Annotated in this window: 18 protein-coding genes and 1 pseudogene; 9 read left to right on the top strand and 10 right to left on the bottom strand. The window is 40.4% G+C overall.

The window, feature by feature from the left end; genetic code table 11:
• The first annotated feature begins 17 nt into the window (after positions 1–17).
• From GO593_RS17115 to GO593_RS17095, 5 genes are all read left to right on the top strand, one after another.
• Complete coding sequence (locus GO593_RS17115; protein ID WP_001983767.1) at positions 18–974, top strand: p-hydroxyphenylacetate 3-hydroxylase reductase component; 957 nt, start codon at positions 18–20, stop codon at positions 972–974.
• A gap of 195 nt (positions 975–1,169) precedes the next feature.
• Entirely contained in the window at positions 1,170–2,084 is a 915-nt protein-coding gene (feaR, locus tag GO593_RS17110; protein ID WP_001077868.1) for a transcriptional regulator FeaR, read from the top strand.
• A gap of 209 nt (positions 2,085–2,293) precedes the next feature.
• A complete protein-coding gene (gene tynA, locus GO593_RS17105) occupies positions 2,294–4,609 on the top strand; it encodes a primary-amine oxidase (RefSeq protein ID WP_100223322.1) in 2,316 nt (771 codons plus the stop codon).
• A 143-nt stretch (positions 4,610–4,752) separates the two neighbouring features.
• The gene (locus GO593_RS17100) at positions 4,753–5,970 is read left to right on the top strand and encodes a hypothetical protein (RefSeq protein WP_100223324.1); all 1,218 of its coding nucleotides are present in this window, start codon (positions 4,753–4,755) and stop codon (positions 5,968–5,970) included.
• A gap of 34 nt (positions 5,971–6,004) precedes the next feature.
• On the top strand, positions 6,005–7,492 hold the full coding sequence (locus GO593_RS17095; RefSeq protein WP_000005612.1) for an NAD-dependent phenylacetaldehyde dehydrogenase: 1,488 nt from the start codon (positions 6,005–6,007) through the stop codon (positions 7,490–7,492).
• Positions 7,493–7,563: 71 nt separating this feature from the next.
• On the opposite strand, the pseudogene GO593_RS17090 reads toward GO593_RS17095, so the two are convergent.
• The 8 genes and pseudogenes from GO593_RS17090 to GO593_RS17055 form a co-directional block, all read right to left on the bottom strand.
• Positions 7,564–10,027: pseudogene (locus tag GO593_RS17090) on the bottom strand (penicillin acylase family protein).
• A 260-nt stretch (positions 10,028–10,287) separates the two neighbouring features.
• A complete protein-coding gene (pcaD, locus tag GO593_RS17085) occupies positions 10,288–11,067 on the bottom strand; it encodes a 3-oxoadipate enol-lactonase (protein ID WP_001138980.1) in 780 nt (259 codons plus the stop codon).
• A 10-nt stretch (positions 11,068–11,077) separates the two neighbouring features.
• Positions 11,078–12,292, bottom strand: coding sequence for a 3-oxoadipyl-CoA thiolase (gene pcaF, locus GO593_RS17080; RefSeq protein WP_000786448.1), 1,215 nt, complete (start codon positions 12,290–12,292; stop codon positions 11,078–11,080).
• A 419-nt stretch (positions 12,293–12,711) separates the two neighbouring features.
• Complete coding sequence (locus tag GO593_RS17075) at positions 12,712–13,365, bottom strand: 3-oxoacid CoA-transferase subunit B (protein WP_000121757.1); 654 nt, start codon at positions 13,363–13,365, stop codon at positions 12,712–12,714.
• 18 nt (positions 13,366–13,383) lie between these two features.
• Positions 13,384–14,055, bottom strand: a complete 672-nt coding sequence (locus GO593_RS17070; RefSeq protein WP_000565989.1) for a 3-oxoacid CoA-transferase subunit A — start codon at positions 14,053–14,055, stop codon at positions 13,384–13,386.
• Positions 14,056–14,189: 134 nt separating this feature from the next.
• Positions 14,190–15,110: a catechol 1,2-dioxygenase gene (gene catA / locus GO593_RS17065; protein WP_001081618.1), complete on the bottom strand. Its 921-nt coding sequence runs from the start codon at positions 15,108–15,110 to the stop codon at positions 14,190–14,192.
• 160 nt (positions 15,111–15,270) lie between these two features.
• On the bottom strand, positions 15,271–15,561 hold the full coding sequence (catC, locus tag GO593_RS17060; RefSeq protein ID WP_000897236.1) for a muconolactone Delta-isomerase: 291 nt from the start codon (positions 15,559–15,561) through the stop codon (positions 15,271–15,273).
• A 23-nt stretch (positions 15,562–15,584) separates the two neighbouring features.
• Positions 15,585–16,691, bottom strand: coding sequence for a muconate/chloromuconate family cycloisomerase (locus GO593_RS17055; RefSeq protein WP_001983775.1), 1,107 nt, complete (start codon positions 16,689–16,691; stop codon positions 15,585–15,587).
• Between the two features lie 100 nt (positions 16,692–16,791).
• Here GO593_RS17055 and GO593_RS17050 point away from each other — a divergent pair, with 100 nt between their 5' ends.
• Both GO593_RS17050 and GO593_RS17045 read left to right on the top strand, forming a co-directional pair.
• Entirely contained in the window at positions 16,792–17,706 is a 915-nt protein-coding gene (locus tag GO593_RS17050) for a LysR family transcriptional regulator (RefSeq protein WP_000423293.1), read from the top strand.
• A gap of 81 nt (positions 17,707–17,787) precedes the next feature.
• Positions 17,788–18,582, top strand: a complete 795-nt coding sequence (locus tag GO593_RS17045; RefSeq protein ID WP_001226561.1) for a TorF family putative porin — start codon at positions 17,788–17,790, stop codon at positions 18,580–18,582.
• 67 nt (positions 18,583–18,649) lie between these two features.
• On the opposite strand, the gene GO593_RS17040 is transcribed toward GO593_RS17045, so the two are convergent.
• Positions 18,650–19,366: a FadR/GntR family transcriptional regulator gene (locus GO593_RS17040; protein ID WP_000029959.1), complete on the bottom strand. Its 717-nt coding sequence runs from the start codon at positions 19,364–19,366 to the stop codon at positions 18,650–18,652.
• An 83-nt stretch (positions 19,367–19,449) separates the two neighbouring features.
• Complete coding sequence (locus tag GO593_RS17035) at positions 19,450–21,183, bottom strand: IlvD/Edd family dehydratase (protein ID WP_001058535.1); 1,734 nt, start codon at positions 21,181–21,183, stop codon at positions 19,450–19,452.
• 169 nt (positions 21,184–21,352) lie between these two features.
• Between GO593_RS17035 and abaQ the strand changes: the two genes are divergently transcribed.
• Positions 21,353–22,657, top strand: coding sequence for a multidrug efflux MFS transporter AbaQ (gene abaQ, locus GO593_RS17030; protein ID WP_000345073.1), 1,305 nt, complete (start codon positions 21,353–21,355; stop codon positions 22,655–22,657).
• Positions 22,658–22,667: 10 nt separating this feature from the next.
• On the top strand, positions 22,668–23,666 hold the full coding sequence (gene araD1 / locus GO593_RS17025; protein WP_001165791.1) for an AraD1 family protein: 999 nt from the start codon (positions 22,668–22,670) through the stop codon (positions 23,664–23,666).

The following is a 23,666-nucleotide window of genomic DNA, read 5'->3' as shown; positions in this document are numbered from 1 at the left end:
GAAGGTTTAGGAGAAAGATGATGAATGTATTACAACAAATAGATGAGTTTACGGTCGATCCACTACAGTTCCGACGAGCATTAGGAAATTTTGCAACAGGCGTTACCATTGTTACTGCACAAAATGCACAAGGTGAGAAAGTCGGTGTAACCGCAAATAGTTTTAACTCGGTGTCACTCGATCCACCACTTATTTTGTGGAGCATTGATAAAAAATCGTCAAGTTTTTCAGTATTTGAAGAAGCAACACATTTTGCAGTCAATATTTTATCGGGCACGCAAATTGAGCTGTCTAATAAGTTTTCGAGACGCAATATTGATAAATTTGCCGACACAAATTTTCAACTTGGCGCAGGACGCGCACCCATTTTAGAAAATTGTTCTGCGGTGTTTGAGTGCGAACGTTATCAGGTTATTGAAGGTGGGGACCACTGGATTATTATTGGTAAAGTGGTTCGTTTCCATGATCAAGGCCGAAGCCCACTGGTTTACCATCAAGGTGCATATTCTTGTGTCATGCCGCATCCAAGCCTTCAAGTTAAGCAAACTGAACAGAGCGGCGTAGACCAAACACATTATGGGCACTTATATAATAATGTCTGCTACTTAATGAGCCGTGCTTTCAAAGCTTATCAAACCGACTATATTCCAAAGCAAATGGCTTCGGGTTTTCGTACCAGTGAATCACGGCTCTTACTTGTTTTGGCGAGTGGTACTGCTTCTAGTAAAGAAGATTTACCGCGAGATATTGCTATGCCAATGCAAGAAGTGGAAAGATCGGCTGAAATCTTAAAATTTGAAGGGTTATTGGTCGATCACGATAATTTGTACGCCCTGACCGAGAAAGGTAAACAAACAGCGCAGTATTTGTTTGATATTGCCGATAGCCACCAAAATGAGGTGTTTAAAAAATATTCTGATGAGCAAAAGGATATTTTTATAACCATGCTGCGAGATTTTGCAGGAGTAGCATAAGCCCCATTAAGCTGATAAATTGAATTGATTTATCAGCTTTTTTACATCTAGCTGACTATCATCAAAACAATTCCACGGATAAGGAATTTTTGGCACACAATTTGTTTATCAATAAAACATGATTGCAAATATGCCAAGACAGTGCACCACAAACACAAAATTTTGAGCGGTGGCACATGTATAGAGAGGTAAGGGATGAACCAATATGTAAGTGATGCATTACTCACATGGACGCACCATATTAAAAATGTGTGCGGCAATTTTGAAACCGATTTTGATGGAACCCGTAATTTATTCATTGGTGAAGTTCAGTGCTTTTTATTGGGTGATACCGAAATTGCTTTTATTAAAAATAATGCCAATAAAATTGTCCGAAAAGCCGATGAAATTGATCGAGTAAATAATCGTTTTTGTTTTTTGATTTTACAGTATTCGGGAAAAATGCTGCTCGAGTATAAGAATGAAACCTTAAGCCTAAATGAAGGCGATATTGTGTTGGTGGACCCGGTCGAAACAATTTCAATGTATCCGCAAGGTTTGGTAAGTCAGATTTCCGTACACCTGTCGCGTGAAAAGTTACTTAAAGAAAATATTAGTACCGAATATTTTGGAAAACTGATTACGCAAAATATGAGTGGTTTTTTACTCAAGAATATTTTGAAAAATATGTCTGCTGAAAACATCAAACTTTGGTATGCAACGGAAGATGGTAATGCTTTTGAAGATGCGCTGATTGCTTTAATCAAACCCACAATCAATTATAAAAATGTTCATAGCTCCAATAACCTGATGGAAAAAGCCGAGCGTTTTATTATAGAGAACTTAGCAAAACCAGATTTAACACCTAAATTAATTGCAGAGCATATTGGGGTATCACTACGACATCTCTACCGTTTGTTCCTTCAAGAAAATTTATCTATTAACAAATATATACAGCTTAAGCGTCTAGAAAAAGTCAAAGCGGATTTACTTGATAAAAAGAACAAACAGAGTTCAATTACCCAAATTGCCTTGAAGTGGGGTTTCTGGGACGGTGCTCATTTTTCAAAGATCTTTAAAAAGACCTATGGTATCTCTCCTAAAGAGTTTAGAGAGGGTATGTCGGTTTAAATATTTCTTCTTTTAATGTCATTTTTAGACAAATCCGACGTCATTCTTGAACAAGCTAGCCCTATGTAACTGTGTTGAAATTAAATTCATTAGAGCAGGTTAGATAAGCTTAATAACCATAGAACTATTAAGTTAGTCTAATGAATTTCACTCACAGGAAAGTGCATTTTAACTGTCTGATTCAGATAGTTCAGGGATAGATGAAAAGGATGAAACCCATGCGTAAACAACGATTATTGAATGACATACAAAAAATACTGGCACTTAACCTATCAATCGCTGCAAGCTTTTGGGGACTCAATACTCAAGCGTTTGCTCATGGTGGAAAGGCCGACATGGTCTCACTTTATCAGAACATGAGTGAGCAAGGTGCTAAAGTTGTTAAAGATGACTTTACCAATACCTATACAATTACCAAAGGCTCTATAGTGGTGAGAGCCAAGCCAAACTCAAATCAGGTTTTAGTGAATGGCAAACCTTTAAAACTCAGTGTCCCGTTATTAATCAAAGAGGGTAAGCCTGTTATTGGAAAAGATTTTTTTAACGAAGTCTTCCAGTCGGGGTTAGATCAAACTTTCAAAATTGAAAATACCTTTCACCCGCTCAATAGCTTAAATTCTGACGAAATCAAAAAGACATTTGATGTGATTAACCGCTCGAAATACGCTTATAAAAATATGCGTTTTGCCGAGTTAAAGCTTAAAGAACCTGAAAAAGCCAAAGTATGGGATTACTTTATTAATCATAAAGATTTTAAAGAAGATCGTATTGCCTCATTTATTTTATTAAAGGGCAATCAAGCGATTGAAGGTGAAGTTAATCTTAATACTCAACAAGTCACAAAATGGAATGTACTTAAAGATACTCACGGTATGGTTTTGCTTGATAATTTTGAAGCCGTACAGCGCGTAATTGAGACGAGTAAAGAATATCAAGATGCGTTACGCAAACGCGGTATTACCGATGTGAAGAAAGTGATCGCTACTCCGCTAACTGTTGGATATTTTGGCGGTAAAGATGGTCTGGATAAACAACTCAATATATTAAAAGTCGTTGCTTACCTCGATGTTGGGGATGGTAACTACTGGGCGCATCCAATTGAAAATTTAGTTGCTGTAGTCGATTTAGATAAAGAAAAAATTATCAAGATTGAAGAAGGTGCGATCATTCCTGTGCCGATGGCAAATCGACCTTATATGTCGAATAAGCCCGTAGCAAGTAAGTTAAAACCACTCAATATTACTGAACCTGAGGGTAAGAACTTTAGCATTACCGGTCAAACCATACATTGGGGCAACTGGTGTTTGCATGTGGCGTTAGATTCTCGTGTTGGCTTACAGCTTTCAACAGTGACCTATAAAGATAAAGGTGTGAAGCGTAAAGTCATGTATGAAGGTAACTTAGGTGGAATGGTAGTTCCATATGGTGACCCTGATATCGGTTGGTACTTCAAATCTTATTTGGACTCTGGCGAATATGGTATGGGAACACTTACCTCATCTATTCTTTCGGGAACAGATGCACCCGACAATGCAGTTTTACTTGATGCCGTGATTGCAGACTACAAAGGCCAGCCACAAGTAATTCCAAATGCCATTGCTGTATTTGAACGTTATGCAGGACCTGAATATAAACATCACGAAATTTTTGGCAATCAGGATGCCAGTGAAGCCCGCCGTGAACTTGTCATCCGCTGGATTAGTACGGTTGGAAACTACGATTATATGTTTGACTGGGTATTTGCCCAAAATGGTGTAATTGGAATTAATGCGGGTGCAACGGGTATTGAGGCGGTTAAAGGTGTTAAATCACGCACTATGCATGACAGTACCGCTAAAGAAGACACCAAATATGGAACTTTAATTGACCATAATATTGTGGGTACAACGCATCAGCACATCTATAACTTCCGCTTAGATATGGATGTAGATGGGGAAAACAACAGCTTTATGCATATGGACCCTGTGGTGAAAGCCAATGACAAAGGTGGTGTTCGTACAAGCTCAATGCAAATCGATAGTAAAGTCATTACGAATGAGCAAAATGCAGCTGAAAAATTTGATCCATCCACTATTCGTTTACTCACGAATTTCAACAAGGAAAATAAATTAGGTAATCCGGTTTCTTATCAACTCATTCCTTTTGCAGGTGGAACACACCCTGTGGCGAAAGGAGCCAATTTTTCTAAAGATGAATGGTTATTTAAACGTTTGAACTTTATGGATAAACAAATTTGGGTGACTCAGTACAATCCAGACGAACGCTACCCTGAAGGGAAATATTCAAACCGTTCAACTCATGATACAGGGTTAGGACAATTCATTGGCAACAATGAAAATATTGAAAATAAAGACCTTGTGGTGTGGATGACAACAGGCACAACCCATGTGGCACGTGCTGAAGAGTGGCCAATCATGCCGACAGAGTGGGTGAATACACTCATCAAACCTTGGAACTTCTTTGACAACACCCCGACTTTAAACTTGGGTGAAGAAGAGCAAAACACGCAGCACGACCATCACTAAACGGGTGCATGATCTAGGGTGGGTAACGAATAGGTTACCCATATCTGAGCACGGTTAGGCCGTTCGCAAAAAGGAATTTCTCAATGAAAAATTTATTTTCTCAGGTTATGAGAGGGACTTTCTTTGTCTCATTTTTTTCAACTGTGCATGCTAGTGAGCTAGAAATTAAGCCAACATTTGAAGCAACTTTTGGAGCTTTTAGTAGTGGTAAAAGCTATAACGGCGAAAACCTACATGATGAAAGAATCAATTGGCAAGAAGGCCATCTTAAATATGGAGCGAAAGGACAATACACCTTTAAAAACAATCATCTCTATGCAAGCTTGAGCGGTATTAGTTCGGCAACATTTGGTGATGGTGATGCAGGCCAAAATAGTAATGGTAAAGAACGCAAAACAGATATAAATGAATGGGTCATTGGTTTTAAAGACGGTACAAACAAAGATGAGTTAACGACCTATGATTTAAGTATCGGTCGACAAAATATCATGATTGGTGATGGGTTCTTTATTGCGGGTGATGCGTTAAACCTCGGTAAAGCGCCTGCGGATGGCACACTAGATCGGGGTGGCGCATATTATCTGGCAGCTCGTCGAAGCTTTGATTTTACAAGTTTGCTTCAATATAAACCGCAAGAGAATACAACACTAAAGCTGGCTTATTTAAAATCAAATAACAAAGCACAATTTTACCCAGAACTCTTTGTGACTGATCTGATGTATCAGCTTAAAGATAAGGGCGTTGGGTTTACCTATTTAAATGTATTAGACCTTGAAGATGCTGAACACGTTTCAGGGCGCGAAGATCTTAAAAATTATGCTTTACGTTTGAATTATCAACCTTTACCAGAACTGCAAGTTAAAACTGAGTTTGTAGTTCAAGATAAAAAAGATGGCCAAGAAAATGCTGGCTACTTAGCGCTGAACTATAACTTTTTATCTTCAAAATATACGCCTTCATTAGGCTACCGTTTTAGTCATTTTTCAGACCAATACGACCCTATGTTTTATGGAAATACGGTCGGCTTTGGTACATGGTTTCAGGGTGAAGTTGCGGGAAACTATGCTGGACCATTCAATAAAAATGCAAATATTCATCAAGTTTCTTACATGATGAACTTGAAAGAAAATTTTATGTTGGGTGCTTTAGCCTATAAGTTCAAAACAGTAAATAAGTCTTTAACTAATGTAGATGGACATGAGCTGGATGTGTTTTCGGTCTGGTCAGTTAATAAAAAATTCAACGTGATTCCTTTGGTGGGGCTTTATAAACCAAAACACGATATCCATAGTGGCGGTACTCAAAACTACGATGACAAAACCAATGTCTATGCGCAGTTAATTTTGCAATACATCTATTAATAAATCCTTTTAAATGAATTGAGAGAAATAAAAAATGAGTGAAGTTAAGATTTTACAAAGCGTACAGCAATTTATGGCACGTCAACATGGACATTTTATTGATGGAAAGTTAGTTGTTGCCGAGCTTTTAGATAAAGTGGATATAGTGAATCCATCTACTGAACAAGTGGTTGCTCAAATTAGTATTGGTAGTCAACACGATGTCGAAAGCGCCGTCAAAAGTGCTGAACATGCTTTTCAAAATGCTTGGGCTGAAACTACACCGTATGAACGTGGCGTTAAACTAAATAAGTTGGCAGATTTAATTGAACAACATGGTGAAGAACTTGCACAGCTCGAGACGTTGTCTACCGGAAAACTCATTAATATTTCCCGCCATCTTGAAGTTGCACAATCCGTTATTTTCTTAAGATATTTTGCAGGGTGGGCAACCAAAATTAATGGTCAAACCATGCAACCCTCTATTCCTTCTATGCAAGGTGAAAAATATACGGCTTTTACTTTAAGGCAACCAGTAGGTGTAGTCGCAGGGATTGTGCCTTGGAATTTTTCACTCATGATTGGCGTTTGGAAAATTGGCTCAGCTTTAACAACTGGCTGTACCATTGTGCTTAAACCAAGTGAGTTTGCCAGCTTATCTTTATTACGTTTAGCTGAACTTGCAATTGAGGCAGGTATTCCAGCGGGTGTAATTAATGTGGTTACGGGTAAGGGGGAGACAGGGCAATATTTAATTGAGTCACCACTGGTTAAGAAAGTCTCGTTTACGGGTTCAGTACCAACAGGTATTGCCATCGGTAAACTTGCGATGAGCAGTGATTTAACTCGGGTAAGTCTGGAGCTGGGTGGTAAAAATGCCATAGCTGTTTTGGCAGATGCAAATATTGATGAGATTTTACCGACTTTATTGCAAGCAACTTTTGTGCATCAAGGTCAAGTTTGTGCATCCCCAGAGCGTTTTTTTGTACACCATACAAAACATGATGAACTAGTCGAGAAGCTCTCGAAAGCACTTTTGCAGTTTAAAATTGGATCAGCTATGGATGAAGGAAGTATGTTTGGTCCACTTTCTAACCAGCCACACTTTCATAAAGTGAAACATTATTTAGATATGGCTAAAGCCAACAACCAGATTATTGCTGGAGGTGAGGCTTTAGATCAGACCGGATATTTTGTACAACCGACTTTAATTTCCTTTAAAAATACGGATGATCCTTTATTTTCAGAAGAAACTTTTGGTCCAGTGGTTGGTGTAATGCCATTCGAAACTGATGAAGAGCTCATTCAACTGATGAATCAGTCACGCTTTGGTTTAACCGCAAGTATTTGGACAAATGATTTGTCTAAAGCTTTGCGTTTAATTCCTAAAATTGAAGCAGGTACCTTGTGGGTCAATATGCATACGTTCTTAGACCCATCAGTGCCATTTGGTGGGGTGAAAGCTTCAGGAATTGGCAGAGAGTTTTCAGATGCATTTATCGAAGATTACACCGAATTAAAATCGGTGATGATTCAGTATTAAACTAATAAAGAGGTTTGTCATTTTATAAATAACAAACCTCAGTCTTTTAACATAAAAATTGGGCTAAAAAGTTAGTAGTTTAAAGTGATGCTTTGTTGAGTTGATTGGTCGATTTCTTTTTGACTCACCGCATCATCTTTACATTTATAACTTTCAAATAAAGAGAGCTGATCTGCAAAGTGGGCATCAGGTTTTCCATTTTGATTGATAAAACCACTTTGTCCTGGGGCCAAAATCGAACACATGGTGACTTGATTTGGATTTAAGACCACTCTAAAAGTAGCACTTCCTGTATTTCCATAAGTACTAAGGTGTTGTTCATGTGATGGATCAGCCCAAGGAATGCCTACCGAATTTTTGCTGGAAAAACCCATGGTTGCCACCGGAATTTTCCAGTCGTTCGGGTCGGTAGAGTGATATTGATTTGAAAGTTCAGTCAGCGCATTTTCTAAAGCTTTTAATACGACTTCATCTGCTGTTTGTCCTTTTAAGAAATCAACATTCTGAGGAACGCTTGCCTGTTTTCCTTGCAGGGCATTCCAGATTAATTTCGATGCACTCGCTGGCTGTGCACTACGCGGATCATTATTTACCGGATAAAGCGTATCGGTATAACGCTTATAAATATTTTCTGAAAGGTTTGGTTTGAGTACCAGTTCAATCATTTGATTAAGCCATGTACGCGTAATTGCTGGTGCTGCACCTTGATAATATTTCGCCTCGCTATCAGGGCGTAATCTAAGATCCCAACTGGCAAGTAAGGGAGCGACTTTTTTAGCTAACGGTGTTGCCTTAGGACTTTGTGCAGCTTTGACCATATAAGGAACAAAATAACGCGCATTTAAATCAGACCATGCAGCCGTTTTATTAATTTCCCAAATTTCTTGCTGACTCAGTTTTGCTTGACTTTCTAAAGGTTCAATTAGTTCATTCACCCGATCTACATAAGAAAAGTTTGACGAATCTGAGCGTAAACCTGCATAGGCTTTGTTATTCCAGCTTGTGACATAACCTTTTTGCGGATTGTATTCTTTAGGGTTGTGTGAGAAGTCATAAAAACCTTGCCACTCCATTGAACCATCACCTTTAGCTGGAAGCTGAATATGCTGGTTTTCAGGGCGAATAGGTAAACGGCCTAAAGCAGCCACACCAATATTATCTTTAGTATCGGCATAGAACCAAGTGATAGAGGCCGCGACACGTTTGGCTTGAGCAAGAAACTCATCCCAATTTGAGGCTTTGGCTGCATTTGCCCATCCTAATAAGGTTTCAATTTCTACACCTTCCCAGCTACGTTTTTGTGCATATGCCGTATGGTTATTTTCATCCCATGTACTTACAAAGCCTTGTTTACTCTTATAAACATCTAAAAACATGGTCGGCCTGATTCTTAACTTTTATTTTTACTTGCTTGTGTTCAAATGGAATATAAATCCCTTTATATAAATATTCTTTTGAATTACTTGGATTTAGGGTGAGTTGATAAACATCGTTAGTATCGAGTGAACCTACCGTCGAACCCCATGCGATTTTGCCATTAGTTCCAAATAAAATTGCAGGCAAGCCAACTGGAGTTATACCTGTCAAATTATAGCCAGCCCCATGTAAACCAATACTGTAAGTAATTGCAGGTGTATACCATCCTTGCTGTGGGCCATTATATAAAACTGCTTGGCCTTCAATGGTCTTATCACCTTTTAAGACCCATGCATTACTGGCGGTAGGTACACCGTCTATCACACTTTTGCCTAAAGCAATGCGAGCTTGAGCTAAATAGGTTTTGGCTGCTTTGTTTGAAATAGGGCTAATGTCTTTAAGTATTTGCTGTTGATGCGCTATAAGCTGTGGTTTTTGTGCAGATTGAATAATAGTTGGGGCACTTGGGTCATCTAGCCAACGTAATTGTTGATAGACTTTAAGGCCTTCTTCTTGACCTTTTTCTTTTTGCAATTGCGTGAGTAAATCTAAATTTGATACTTCCGAACTTGCTGAAAAGAAGCGATTTAAAATTAAACCCACCCAAACCATAGCAATATCTTCTGGTTGCCATGTTGATGGTTTAAAACCATGATCTGTGAACTCTTTAGGCATAAGAGCTGGATCTGCTAAAACCTCTTTAACGCGCTTATTAAAACCTGCGGCATAACCTTCAAAAATTGCTCGGTCTTCTGGTGAGAGCGCGGCGAGTTGTTGCTTAATATTTTCTGGGTCAAAACGGCTATGTGTTGCAATATCATATTGAAGATAGTCGGGACCGAGCACATCGGCCACTGTACCTTGTCCTGTACGTTTCGACATTTCCATCTGGAATAATCGATCGGTCGCTACCGAATAGCCATAACCGTAGAAAAGTCCATAGGTATTATTTGCATATACATGTGGTGTACCGAATTTATCGCGCTTAATTGTGATCTGCTTTTGCGTCGGTGTGGGGTCTAAACTTGATGAGGAATTACAACCCGCTAAAAGCGCACCTAAAAGTAATGTTCCATATTTAATTAAAGGGCGTGTAGGGTGAGGCCGAGAGTTCAGCATAAATATATTCAATTTAGATATCCTTACTTTCATTATGAATAGAAGTGAACGATTTAAGAATCTTCTTAGATTCACGTCACGAATGAACAAGCCCTGTTCATTAATTTAAAATACTGTTATTTATCCATGTAATTTTCCATTACATTTGAGGTATATATTTATACCTTCTCGAACAAGTTATTTTCGATTTTTATTGTGAGTTAACAAAAAAGGCCGTTATAGGCCTTTTTTTGAAATGAATAATTTTATAGAAGACGAATTTAGCCCAATAAAAAATCTTTTAAGATTTTATTAAAAGCTTCGGGTTGCTCGACATTAGAAATATGAGAGGCATCTATTTCTTCAAGATGTGATTGTGGAATGCGCTGCTGCATAAATTGACTATCTGCAACGGTTGTTACAGGGTCTTGGGTTCCAGCAATCACTAATACTGGAATTTTGATGTCTTTTAACTGCTCACGGACATCCGCTTTAGCCAAAGCCTCACAACAATTGGCATAACCCATTGCGCTGCCAGCACTTAAGTCGTTACACAGGTTGTTGACAATAGAAGGATGACTTTGGATAAAGGGATCTGTAAACCATCGCGAAGCTGCTGTGGCTGCGATTGGCTTTAAACCTTGCTCACGTACTAATTTTGCACGGTCAAGCCATGCTTGTTCTTGTCCAATTTTAGCAGCAGTATTTGCCACAATGACATGACTAAAACGGTTAGGGTAGTGAATCGCAAGCCATTGACCTGTTAAACCACCCATTGAAATACCACAAAAAGCAGCTTTACTAATATTCAGATGATCCAGTAAACGGACTACATCTTCACCTAATTGCTCTACAGTGTATGGGCCGTTAGGCGTAGATGATGAACCGTGACCACGAGTGTCATAGCAGATCACAAAAAATTGATCTTTTAGCTCATTAAACTGTTTTTGCCACATACCATAATTGGTGCCCAAAGAGTTGGAAAACACCAGAGCAGGGGAAGATGGCTCACCAAAGGTTTGATAGTTAATTTGTGCATCGGCAGATTGAAAAGATGGCATTTCTTTCTCCTTAAAGTGCTTGAACACGTTCAATAATCAATGCGATGCCTTGACCCACACCAATACACATTGAACATAAGGCATAACGACCACCTGTTTCTTCAAGCTGGTTTAAAGCTGTCGTCACAAGGCGTGCACCTGATGCACCAAGCGGATGGCCTAAAGCAATGGCACCACCATTTGGATTTACCTTGTCAGAGTTGTCTGGTAAGCCTAAGTCACGGGTCACTGCCAAAGCTTGTGCAGCAAAGGCTTCATTGAGCTCAATCACATCCATCTGATCTAAAGTCAGGTTGGCTTGTTTAAGTAATTTTTTAATGGCTGGCGCTGGAGCAAAGCCCATAATGCGTGGTTCTACACCTACAGCTGTTGAAGCAATGATCTTGGCACGCGGTTTTAGGTTGTAAGCCTGAACTGCATCATCAGAAGCAATCAGTAGAGCCGCTGCACCATCATTAATGCCTGAAGCATTCCCCGCAGTGACTGTGCCATCTGCTTTCACAACAGGTTTAAGTTTGCTTAAGCCTTCAAGCGTAGTCGATGCACGTGGATGCTCATCGGTATCAATCACAACAGCATCACCCTTACGCTGAGGGATTTCAACTGCCACGATTTCTTTAGAAAAAAAGCCTTTAGCTTGCGCGCTTGCGGTGCGTTGTTGGCTCACCAAGGCAAACTGGTCCTGATCTGCACGATTCACGTTGAACTGTTCAGCGACGTTTTCGGCAGTCTGGGGCATGGTGTCTACACCATACAATTCTTTAAGTTTAGGGTTAATGAAACGCCAGCCCATGGTGGTGTCTTCAATCTTCTGGCTACGGCCAAAAGCACTGTCAGACTTACCCATCACATAGGGCGCACGGCTCATACTTTCCACACCACCAGCAATCACCAAGTTCGCTTCGCCGGCTTTAATGGCACGGGCAGCAATGGCAATGGCATCAAGTGAAGAACCACACAAACGGTTAATGGTGGTTGCCGGTACCTGATACGGCAAACCAGCAAGTAGTGCTGACATACGGCCGACGTTACGGTTATCTTCACCGGCTTGGTTGGCACAGCCGTAGATCACATCATCGACCTGTTCCCAATCTACATTTGGGTTACGCTGCATGAGTGCTTTAATCGGCACAGCGCCAAGGTCATCGGCACGGACAGGTGCAAGGCCACCGGCATAACGGCCGAATGGAGTACGGATGGCATCGATGATATAAGCGTTTTTCATTCTAACTTTTGTCCTTTACTTCAGGCCTTTTTAGCCATTCTCCGTAAGTATTTCGCAGTGGCGACATGGATGTCGCCTTGTTGCTCAGCACAACAGGGAGGTTGTGTCTGAGTAACAAAGGTTTTTGGTTACTTTTTTAAAAAAGTGACACGAATTAGCTGGTGGTACCTGTCTTAAACAGATAAGACTCCGTTGTGATGCTTTATAAATTTTCATATCAACGAATAACATCACAGCTGTAATTTATTGTGATATCCATAGGTCTGTTGTATAAGCGATACCTTACTTTTGAAAGGTCAAAAGTAACAAAAACCTTTGTTGAACAGAGGAGGCTTCCATGCCTCCCTGTCCAACGGGCGACATCCATGTCGCCTGTCACGATAGTGAATGCTGTGTAATAGGTGTTTGTTGTGTAAATCTTACCCTTGAGTCGCATCAATCAAAGTTGCACCGGTTAAAGCCTGTAACTCATCAAAGCTAAGACCTTCAACTTTCTCAATCACCTTTAAACCATCTTTGGTCACATCAATTACACACAGGTCAGTGTAAATACGGTCAACACAGTGTTTACCCGTTACCGGATAGGTCAGCTCAGCCACAATCTTCGGCTCACCTTGTTTGGTCACATGGTCTGTAGTGATAAATACTTTCTTGGCACCAACCGCCAAATCCATCGCACCACCTACGGCAGGAATCGCATTCGGTGCACCCGTGTGCCAGTTGGCCAAGTCACCATTGGCTGCAACCTGAAATGCACCAAGCACCGCAATATCAAGATGACCACCACGCATCATGGCAAATGAATCGCCATGGTGGAAAAAGCTGCCGCCTTCAAGCATGGTCACAAACTCTTTACCCGCATTAATCAGTTCAGGGTCTTCTTCACCTGCCGCTGGCGGAGGGCCAAAAGCCAACAGGCCATTTTCAGAATGTAGGAAGACATCTTTGTCAGCAGGTAAGTAGCTGGCAATCTTGGTCGGTAAGCCAATACCCAAGTTCACATAGGCGCCATCGGGAATATCTTGTGCCACACGCTTTGCAATCTGGTCACGGCTGAGTTTCTGGTAGCTCATGTTATTTCTCCTTATTGCTTACTGTGCGGGCTGTACTTGTACAACATGCTGTACAAAGATACCTGGGGTAATGATGTGTTCCGGGTCTAATCCACCCAGTTCAACCACTTCAGAGACCTGAGCAATGGTGACATCAGCAGCCATGGCCATGATCGGGCCAAAGTTACGTGCAGATTTACGGTAAACCAGATTGCCCCAGCGGTCGCCCTTATAGGCTTTAATCAGGGCAAAGTCAGCCTTGATCGGATACTCAAGCACGTAATCTTTACCATCAATATGACGGGTTTCTTTGCCTTCGGCCAAAAGTGTTCCAAAGCCCGTTGGGGTAAACACCGCCCCAAGGCCCATACCTGCTGCCTGAATACGGCACGCCAGATTGCCTTGCGGTACCAGTTCAAGTTCAACCTTTCCGGCACGGTACAGTTCATCAAACACATAAGAGTCCGACTGACGTGGGAAAGAGCAAATCACTTTTTTAATAGAACCGGCTTTGAGCAGTTTAGCCAGACCATAATCCCCATTACCGGCATTGTTGCTCACAATGGTCAGGTCCTTAACGCCAAGATCAATCAGACCGTCAATGAGTTCAGCGGGTTGTCCTGCGGTACCAAAACCACCAATCAGAATGGTTGCACCATCTTTAATTTGCGATAAAACCTCGCTTAGTGAGGACTTACTTTTGTCAATCATGTGAGAAACCTTAGAGCATGAGGTAACGTGATGTATTACTACCGCTAAAAATTTATTGAAATTCTTAATGGTAGTAATAAATGGAGTAAATTTTGTGAGTCAAAAGCGAACTTTTAACTCACATACATTTTCAATTAAGCACTAGCGCGACGGCGTTCAACTTCAGTTGAAGGAGCAGCAGCGGCTTCTTTAACCAGTTCAATGTTAAATGTGATGTGTTTGAAAGCGTGATCTAAACCACGGCGTTGAATTTCAGCAGGGTCTGTTACATCTACTGCTGTTGCCACTAAACCGTCACGAGTAGCGAAGGCAAAGTCATCCCATAAGTACTCATCACCCTCAATGTTGAATTGAGTAGTCAGCTTGCGGTAACCCGGTGCAGAAACGAAGTAGTGAACGTGAGATGGACGGTTACCATGACGGCCTAACTTGTTAAGAAGAGCCTGTGTTGTACCTTCAGGAGGGCATCCATAACCAACTGGCATAGTGGTTAACGCTACATATTTACCATCTGCATCAGTGAAAATGGTACGGCGTAAGTTAAAGTCAGATTGTGACTTATCAAAGAATGAATAGTTACCTAAACTGTTGGCATGCCATACTTCAACTTTGGCATTTTCAATAATATTGCCATCAGTGTCGGTTACCGTACCTTCAATAATTAAGGTATCGATTTTGCCAGTCTCAGTTCCGTCATCCATACGTGCAAAGCCAACTGATTCAGGTGCGCCAGCAACATAAAGTGGACCTTCGATGGTACGAGGTGTACCGCCTGTAATACCAGCTTTGGCATCTGCTTCATCTGCACGTAAGTCAAGGTAATGTTCAAGACCTAAGCCTGCTGCCAAAAGACCAAGTTCATTTGCTTGACCTGCATCGGTAAAATATTCCAAACCTTTCCAAACTTCAGAAGGTTGGATGTCTAAATCTTCGATGGCTTGAAATAAATCCCCAAGAAGGCGCACTACAATTTGTTGAACACGTGCATCAACTTCGCCTTTTGCAGTGTCGACATTCATTTGTTTTACAAGCGCATCAATTTGTTGACGGTTCATACTAAAACTCCTTAAGTATGCAATACGGTTTTGGGTGGCAGCGCTGCGGGCATTTTGTTTTGCTAGCGAATAATTGCCGCCACGTTCCTTGTTACCTTCTGAATAATCTGCTTGGTTTTTAAATGGACTTCAGAGATCGCATTTAAAAAATTCTTTCTATTTACGAATCATCATCACGGACAGAAGATGGATGACGGTTAAGTGCCATCACTTCAATGTTCATATATGGATAGAGAGGTAAACCTTGTAAAATGTTGTGCAATTCTTCATTGCTCTCTACATCAAAAATACTGATGTTCGAGTACTGACCTGTAATTCGCCAGATATGACGCCATTTACCTTGGCGTTGTAAGTCTTGCGAATAAGCCTTTTCAACGGCCTTAATTTCATTTGCTTTGTCGGCTGGCATATCAAGTGGAATATGCACATCCATACGTACATGAAATAACATGGGAAACTCCTTATCCTGTTGCCTTAACGACGTAATTTCTCAATCTTATCTTCATCAATTTCAATGCCTAGGCCCGGAGCTGTCGGCAAATGCAATTCAAAGTTTTCGTAACGTAGCGGCTCTTTTAAAATTTCTTCGGTAAGTAATAACGGACCAAATAATTCTGTGCCGAATGCTAACGTTTCAAAAGTTGCAAATACATGGGCCGATGCAATACTTCCTACAGGACCTTCAAGCATAGTGCCGCCATATAGGTCGATACCAGCCAAACCAGCAATTTTGCCAACTTCACATGCTTCGATCAGGCCACCAGATTGTTCAATTTTTACGGCAAATACATCTGCACCGTGATTTTTTGCAATACGGTATGCGCTGTCAGGTCCAGTTAAAGCCTCATCAGCCATAATGGCTACATCAAAACGTTGGGTGAGGCGAGCAAGTGCTTCGGTATTTTGAATGGCACATGGCTGTTCGATTAAATCGATTCCACCATCTTGGAGCTGTTGAATACCATGAATACACTCAAGTTCTGACCATGCACGGTTTACATCTACACGTACACTAACATCAGCACCTAATGCTTTTTTAATTGCAATCACATGATCAACATCGTGTTGCAAAGGGCGTGAGCCGATTTTGAGTTTGAACGTGTTATGACGTTTCAACTCAATCATTTTTCGAGCTTCAGCAATATCTTTTTCTGTGTCACCAGACGCGAGCGTCCAAAGTACAGGTAAACTATCACGCAAACGGCCACCTAAAACTTCACTTAATGGCACGCTTAAACGTTTTGCCTGAATATCAAGTAGAGCGGTCTGAATGGCACATTTCGCAAAACGGTTACCATTAATATTCTTACGAATCAGTTTTAGTGTTTGAGCCACATTTAAATCTTTAACTGATGCGAGTAATGGTGCAAAGTAAGTATCAATATTGGCTTTGACACTTTCAGGACTTTCTTCACCATAGTTCAGTCCACCAATGGTGGTCGCTTCACCCCAACCGACAATACCATCCGTGGTCGTAATTTTAACGAGCACCAAAGTCTGAGTACGCATGGTAGTCACAGACAACTGGTGAGGACGGATAGTTGGAATATCCACAAGTATGGTTTCTATGGTTCTATACATGAAGTTTCAACTATTTCAAACTTGTTTACATACCATAGAAGAATGTAATAGCCTAAAATAGATATAGAACGGTATTTTAAGATACTAAAAAGGTATATTAATGGAATTAAGACATCTACGTTATTTTGTTACCGTTGTTGAAGAACAGAGTCTGACGAAAGCTGCAGAAAAGCTTTTTATTGCTCAGCCACCTTTAACACGCCAAATCAAAAAACTAGAAGAAGAATTAGGGATCGATTTATTCGAAAAAGGCTCTCGTCCATTAAAAGTAACGGAAGCAGGGCTATTTTTTTACCAGCATGCGGTACAAATTTTGACGCATACCGCTCAAGCTGCTTCGATGGCTAAAAAAATGAAGCTGGTCGAGAATGTTGTTAAAGTTGGTTATGTGAGTTCGCTTCTTTATGGGCGATTACCGCAGGTCATTTATCTATTTAGGCAAAAAAATCCTGACATTCATGTCGAGCTTATTGAATGTGGTACACGAGATCAGGTGGAAGCATTAAAACTCGGTAAAATTGATTTAGGTTTTGGTCGATTACCAATTAGTGATCCAGCCATTAAGCGACTTTTACTCAGAAAAGAAAAATTAAAACTCGCAATCCATAAAAAACACCCATTAAGTGATTTCCAAGAGTCAGGAATTTATTTATCTCAAATTATCAATGAGACAATTTTCTCTTACCCAACTACACCTAAACCAAATTTTTCGACCACTATTCAAGCTTTATTTACCAAATTAGGTCTTGTTCCAGCCAAGCTGACTGAAGTACGAGAAATTCATATGGCACTTGGCTTAGTGGCATCCGGAGAGGGTATTTGTATTATTCCGGAAAGCGCCTGCGACATTGGAATGAAGAATCTAACTTATTTAAATATCTTAGACTTAGAAGCCTATAGTCCCATCTCTCTATCCATGCGCAACATGGACCAAAGTTCCTATATTCCTAAAATCTTAGATTGTATTGAAGAGATCTATAGCGAAGAAGAAGTATCCAGAAATTTGAATTTATAAATTTTTAATACGCTTTAAATTGAATTATCATGTTATTTTAAAACTTTAAACCTATAGGTAATATGTAAAAGGAATTATTAAATGAGAAAAATTTTAGGTGTAGCTTCTCTCATTATGTCTACAGGTGTTGTACATGCTGAACAATTAAATGAACAAGAACAAATTTCTCCGTATAGTGCGAATGTGACTTTTGCAAGTCAATATATTTCGCGTGGTTTTCAACAAACTTGGGGTAAGCCTGCACTACAAATTGGTTTCGACTATGCAAATCCGAATGGGCTATTTGTGGGTACTTGGGCATCCAATGTAAGTTCTAACTATCTCCGTGATGCTTCAGTTGAATGGGACTTTTATGCAGGTTATTTAAAAACCATCGATAAATTCTCAATTGGAATGTCTGTTTTTTATTATTATTACCCAGGTGCAAAAAGTACGGCTGAAACGGGGAGTACAAGCTATAACTATGGCGAAATTGTGCCTCAAATTGGCTATGGTCCTTTAAGTCTCAAATATTTTATTACTTATACCCCAGATTACGCAGGTTATAACTCAAATACGATGGGTGGACCGGAAGGTAAACGTTCACGAGGAACAACCTATTTAGACCTCAACTTTACACAGCCGATCAATGAAAGTTGGACTTTTGGTGCCCACTATGGCTATGAAAGAATTAAAAACTTCTCAGAAGCTAATTTTCAGGATATGAAAGTCGAACTTATTAAAGATTTAGGTGATGGCTGGACTACAGGGTTAGCTTATACCAAAGCATGGGACAAAGACGGATACTATAGAAATTATAGTAATGGTGAATCAGATGCACCAATTTCAAATCCGATTGATTCGACCTTTACAGTAGCTGTAAAAAAGGTGTTCTAATTTATACATAAAAAGCCTGATCACTTTAATTTGGAGTCAGCAGGCTTTTTCTAATACATAGAGAAAATTATTTTTTAATTAAATCATAAGCCATTTTAGTATCGTCTAGCTGAACCAGTGAAGCATGGCGAGCAGAGAGCGGATCTTTATTTTCAATTGCTGTTAAAATCGCTTTATGTCTTGGTAATGAATGACCTTGTAAATTTGGGCGTAGACTGGTGACTTGAATCGATTGCTGCAAAGGTAAAACCAGCATTTTTGACATATAAGCCAGCAAGTCATTATGCGTTGCTTTGGCAATTGCTAAGTGAAACTGAATATCGGGTTCTATAAACTCTTCAACTGTTGTTGCCTTTTCCATGCCTTCATAGGCTTGCTTAATACGCTCAATATCCTCTTCATTTGCTGTACTTGCCGCAATATAAGCTAACTCCGGTTCTAAAACTCGTCGTACAGTAGAAAGTGTTTTAAAAAACTCATGTTCAGGCGTCGTTTGAATTAGCCAAAACAGTACATCTGGGTCGAGTAAATGCCATTCGTCTTTAGGTCTAACCACCGTTCCGATTTTGGGTCTTGAGTAAGTTAAGCCTTTAGCGTTTAAAACACGGATTGCTTCGCGAAAGACCGGGCGGCTGACTTTATATTCCTCACATAAATCTACTTCACTTGGGAGCTTTTCATTTTCTGAAATTTCTCCAGAAACAATTTTTAATCCCAATTGTTGAACAATTAACGCATGTTGGCTTTTGCTTGGAATAGGATTTTTATAGTCAGCTTTACTCATATTTCACTATTACGACATGTTGAATATCCTATGGTATAGATGACCTTGTGTTTTAACAAGATCATCTTTTTCAAGAATAAATATTAATGAGAATGACGTGGGACTTCTGAGCCGCGGCAACCGACCAAGAAATCAAAATCACAACCCTCATCGGCTTGTAAAACATGTTCTACATAGAGCTTACGGTAACCGCCAATAAAACTTGGTGGAGCTGGTGGTGCTAAATTTTCAAGACGTTGCTTAAGTTCTTCATCACTCACTTCTAGGTGAAGTTTTCCAGCATAGGCATCAAGTTCGATAAAGTCACCATTTTGAACTACGGCCAAAGGCCCACCTGCCATAGCTTCAGGGGCAACATGTAAAACGACAGTGCCATACGCTGTTCCACTCATACGTGCGTCGGAAATACGAACCATGTCGGTAATGCCTTTGGCTAAAATTTTTGGTGGTAGGCCCATATTTCCAACCTCGGCCATGCCCGGATAGCCTTTAGGGCCAGCATTTTTCATCACAAGAATACAAGTTTCATCGACATCTAGATCTGGGTCATTAATGCGGGCTTTATAATCATCGAAGTTTTCAAATACGACTGCACGACCACGGTGTTTCATCAACTCCGGTGTGGCAGCAGATGGTTTAAGCACCGCACCTTTAGGCGCTAAATTTCCGCGCAAAATACACATACCGCCATCTTGTCGAATTGGGTTATCTATTTTTCGAATCACTTCATCGTTATAAATAGGTGATTGTTGGCAGTTTTCCCAAATGGTTTGACCGTTTACGGTTAAAGCTTGAGGATGTGGTAAGAGATTGGCTTCACCCATGCGACGAATCACGGCTGGCAAGCCGCCGCTATAATAGAACTCTTCCATTAAAAAACGACCCGAAGGCTGTAAGTCGACAATGGTTGGCATGCCGCGGCCAACACGGTTCCAGTCATCAAGTTGTAAATCAACCCCAATACGTCCGGCAATTGCTTTTAGGTGAATCACGGCATTGGTTGAACCACCAATAGCTGCATTGACTTTAATGGCATTTTCGAAAGCTTCTTTGGTTAAAATTTTAGAAAGGCGTAAATCTTCATGAACCATATCAACAATACGCATACCAGAAAGATGAGCCAACACATAACGTCGAGAATCTACCGCTGGAATGGCCGCATTGTGGGGTAAGGAAGTGCCTAGGGCTTCAGCCATACAGGCCATTGTAGAAGCAGTGCCCATGGTGTTACATGTACCAGCCGAGCGTGACATACCAGACTCGGCAGATAGAAATTCATTTAAATCAATTTTGCCTGCTTTTAACTCTTCATGCATTTGCCAAACGATGGTACCTGCACCAATGTCTTTACCTTTGTGTTTACCATTCAGCATTGGTCCACCAGTCACTACAATGGCTGGAATATCACAGCTTGCAGCTCCCATTAATAATGCAGGGGTGGTTTTATCACAACCTGTCAGTAACACCACACCGTCAATAGGGTTACCACGAATCGCTTCTTCGACATCCATACTGGCTAAGTTACGGGTAAACATGGCGGTAGGACGTAAATTCGACTCACCATTTGAAAATACAGGAAACTCAACAGGGTAGCCGCCCGCTTCTAAAATCCCTTTTTTTACGTGTTCGGCAATTTTTCGAAAATGCGCATTACATGGGGTGAGTTCAGACCACGTATTACAAATCCCAATGATAGGCTTGCCTTGAAACTCATGATCTGGAATTCCTTGGTTCTTCATCCAGCTACGATACATAAAGCCATTTTTATCCGTTGTACCAAACCAGGCAGCCGAACGAAGAACTTGTTCATTATTCATACAAATTTCCCTATATAGTATTACTATTAGAATTAATTAATTTAAAAATACACCATAAATTTTATTTTTAAAAGGTTTGAAATTTAAATAGTATTACTATATTTTAAATTGAAAGGATAATTTACGAGCAAGATGCTCTATAAGTAAATAATAGGAAATGGAGTCGAAGATGGATTTCGAAAAGGATGTAATACGGACGGTCACGTTTAAGCTGATACCTGCATTAGTCATACTATATCTGGTGGCATACATTGATCGGGCCGCTGTCGGGTTCGCTCATTTGCATATGGGGGCCGATGTAGGAATTGGTGATGCTGCCTATGGTCTAGGAGCTGGCTTATTTTTTATTGGATATTTTCTTTTTGAAGTTCCAAGTAATTTGCTTTTAGACAAATTTGGTGCTCGTAAATGGTTTACCCGCATTTTATTAACATGGGGCCTCATCACCATGGCCATGGCGCTTATTCAAGGCCCTAAAAGTTTTTATCTCTTACGGTTTTTACTCGGTGTAGCAGAGGCGGGTTTTTTCCCTGGTGTTTTATACCTAATTACGCAGTGGTATCCGGTGCGGCATCGCGGAAAAATCATGGGAATGTTTGTGCTTTCACAACCGATTGCCATGATGATTGCAGGGCCTTTAGCTGGTCTATTACTTGGAATGGATGGCATTGCAAATTTACACGGCTGGCAATGGTTGTTTGTTGCAGTTGGCTTGCCCGCAGTTTTATTGGCTTTACCTACATTTTTGTGGCTGCCCGATAACATTGAAAAAGTGAAATGGTTAAGCATTGAACAAAAACAATGGCTTAAAAATGAACTCGTTAAAGATGAAGCCGAATATGACCAAACCCGACATGCCAATCCACTACATGCTTTAAAAGACAAACGCGTACTTTTATTAGCACTTTACTACTTACCGGTAACTTTAAGTATTTATGGTTTAAATCTCTGGCTTCCTACCATTATTAAGCAATTTGGCGGAGGTAGTGATATTCAAATTGGGTTCTTATCTAGCATTCCCTATATTTTTGGAATTATTGGATTATTAATCATTCCACGTAGTACTGACCGTTTAAATGACCGCTATGGACATTTAAGTTTTCTCTACGCCCTAGGCGCTTGCGCAATGTTTTTGAGTGGTTGGCTAAATTCTCCAGCCATGCAATTAGCTGCTTTGGCCGTGGTTGCGTTCTGCCTATTTTCATCAACTGCTGTGTTTTGGACATTACCGGGCCGTTTCTTAACAGGCGCAAGTGCAGCGGCTGGCATTGCTTTAATTAATTCTGTCGGAAATTTAGGTGGCTATGTCGGGCCATTTGGCATCGGACTTTTAAAAGAATACACAGGAAATATGGCTGCTGGTTTGTATTTCTTATCTATCGTTATGCTTTTTGGCCTGATTTTGACTTACATCGTCTATGCCAAGCTCGAACGTCAAAAAACACAAACAGTGAATATTCAAAAGCCTTTGTAAGGAATAAAACATGCAAATTATTCAATTTGAAAATCGTGTAAATCAACGTGCTGTTGCCAAAGTAGAAGGCAACATGGCATATCCGGTTAAAAATATTCAATCGGTTCGTGATTTAGCACTTTTGGCAATCCGCAATAAAGTTTCGTTGGAGCAACAAGTTGAGGCGCTAGGGTTTGAAGCGGAGACTTATGATTATTCATCTTTATTAGCAGATTTAAAGGTACTGCCGCCTTTAGACCATCCAGATCCAACGCACTGTTTAGTTTCCGGTACAGGTTTAACTCATTTAGGTTCTGCATCTGCACGCGACAAAATGCATCAGCAAAATTTAAGCGATGACAGCTCAGTGACCGACACCATGCGAATATTTCAGTGGGGACTACAAAAGGGTCGTCCACCAGAAGGCCAGATCGGGGCACAGCCAGAATGGTTTTATAAAGGCGATGGTTCAATTGTGGTGAGACCGGGAGCAGAGTTGCCTTTACCTCCATTTGCCGAAGACGGCGGCGAAGAACCTGAAATCGCAGGACTCTATGTTATTGGAGAAGACCTAAAGCCTTACCGAATCGGGTTTGCGCTGGGCAATGAATATTCTGATCACGTGATGGAGCGCCGTAACTATTTATATCTGGCCCATTCAAAATTGCGTTTTTGCAGTTTTGGTCCAGCTTTACGGACAGGCGAGTTACCAAAACATTTAGTGGGAACCAGCCGCTTGCGCCGTAATGGACAAATCATTTGGGAAAAAGAGTTTTTGTCGGGTGAAGACAATATGTGTCATAGCTTGGCAAATCTGGAATATCACCACTTTAAGTATCAACAATTTTTAAAAGCAGGGGATGTTCATATCCATTATTTCGGTACAGCGACTCTATCTTTTGCCGATGGTATTCAAGCGCAAGTTAATGATGAGTTTGAAATAGAAATGAAAGAGTTCGGACATCCACTCAAAAACAAACTTGCTCATACACAACCAGAGCTACCGATTGGTTCAGTTATTACTCTCTAA

It is taken from the genome of Acinetobacter baumannii (genome assembly GCF_009759685.1).
In the GTDB taxonomy this organism is placed as follows: Bacteria; Pseudomonadota; Gammaproteobacteria; order Pseudomonadales; family Moraxellaceae; genus Acinetobacter; species Acinetobacter baumannii.
Note: the sequence above shows the minus strand (reverse complement) of the source record. Positions and strands in the feature narration are given on the sequence as shown.

What these genes read in the sequence shown, in the direction of transcription:
- GO593_RS17115 (WP_001983767.1), top strand. Translation starts at nt 18, where the DNA reads ATGATGAATGTATTACAACAAATAGATGAGTTTACGGTCGATCCACTA.
- feaR (WP_001077868.1), top strand. Translation starts at nt 1,170, where the DNA reads ATGAACCAATATGTAAGTGATGCATTACTCACATGGACGCACCATATT.
- tynA (WP_100223322.1), top strand. Translation starts at nt 2,294, where the DNA reads ATGAAACCCATGCGTAAACAACGATTATTGAATGACATACAAAAAATA.
- GO593_RS17095 (WP_000005612.1), top strand. Translation starts at nt 6,005, where the DNA reads ATGAGTGAAGTTAAGATTTTACAAAGCGTACAGCAATTTATGGCACGT.
- pcaD (WP_001138980.1), bottom strand. Translation starts at nt 11,067, where the DNA reads ATGCCATCTTTTCAATCTGCCGATGCACAAATTAACTATCAAACCTTT.
- pcaF (WP_000786448.1), bottom strand. Translation starts at nt 12,292, where the DNA reads ATGAAAAACGCTTATATCATCGATGCCATCCGTACTCCATTCGGCCGT.
- GO593_RS17075 (WP_000121757.1), bottom strand. Translation starts at nt 13,365, where the DNA reads ATGAGCTACCAGAAACTCAGCCGTGACCAGATTGCAAAGCGTGTGGCA.
- GO593_RS17070 (WP_000565989.1), bottom strand. Translation starts at nt 14,055, where the DNA reads ATGATTGACAAAAGTAAGTCCTCACTAAGCGAGGTTTTATCGCAAATT.
- catA (WP_001081618.1), bottom strand. Translation starts at nt 15,110, where the DNA reads ATGAACCGTCAACAAATTGATGCGCTTGTAAAACAAATGAATGTCGAC.
- catC (WP_000897236.1), bottom strand. Translation starts at nt 15,561, where the DNA reads ATGTTATTTCATGTACGTATGGATGTGCATATTCCACTTGATATGCCA.
- GO593_RS17055 (WP_001983775.1), bottom strand. Translation starts at nt 16,691, where the DNA reads ATGTATAGAACCATAGAAACCATACTTGTGGATATTCCAACTATCCGT.
- GO593_RS17050 (WP_000423293.1), top strand. Translation starts at nt 16,792, where the DNA reads ATGGAATTAAGACATCTACGTTATTTTGTTACCGTTGTTGAAGAACAG.
- GO593_RS17045 (WP_001226561.1), top strand. Translation starts at nt 17,788, where the DNA reads ATGAGAAAAATTTTAGGTGTAGCTTCTCTCATTATGTCTACAGGTGTT.
- GO593_RS17040 (WP_000029959.1), bottom strand. Translation starts at nt 19,366, where the DNA reads ATGAGTAAAGCTGACTATAAAAATCCTATTCCAAGCAAAAGCCAACAT.
- GO593_RS17035 (WP_001058535.1), bottom strand. Translation starts at nt 21,183, where the DNA reads ATGAATAATGAACAAGTTCTTCGTTCGGCTGCCTGGTTTGGTACAACG.
- abaQ (WP_000345073.1), top strand. Translation starts at nt 21,353, where the DNA reads ATGGATTTCGAAAAGGATGTAATACGGACGGTCACGTTTAAGCTGATA.
- araD1 (WP_001165791.1), top strand. Translation starts at nt 22,668, where the DNA reads ATGCAAATTATTCAATTTGAAAATCGTGTAAATCAACGTGCTGTTGCC.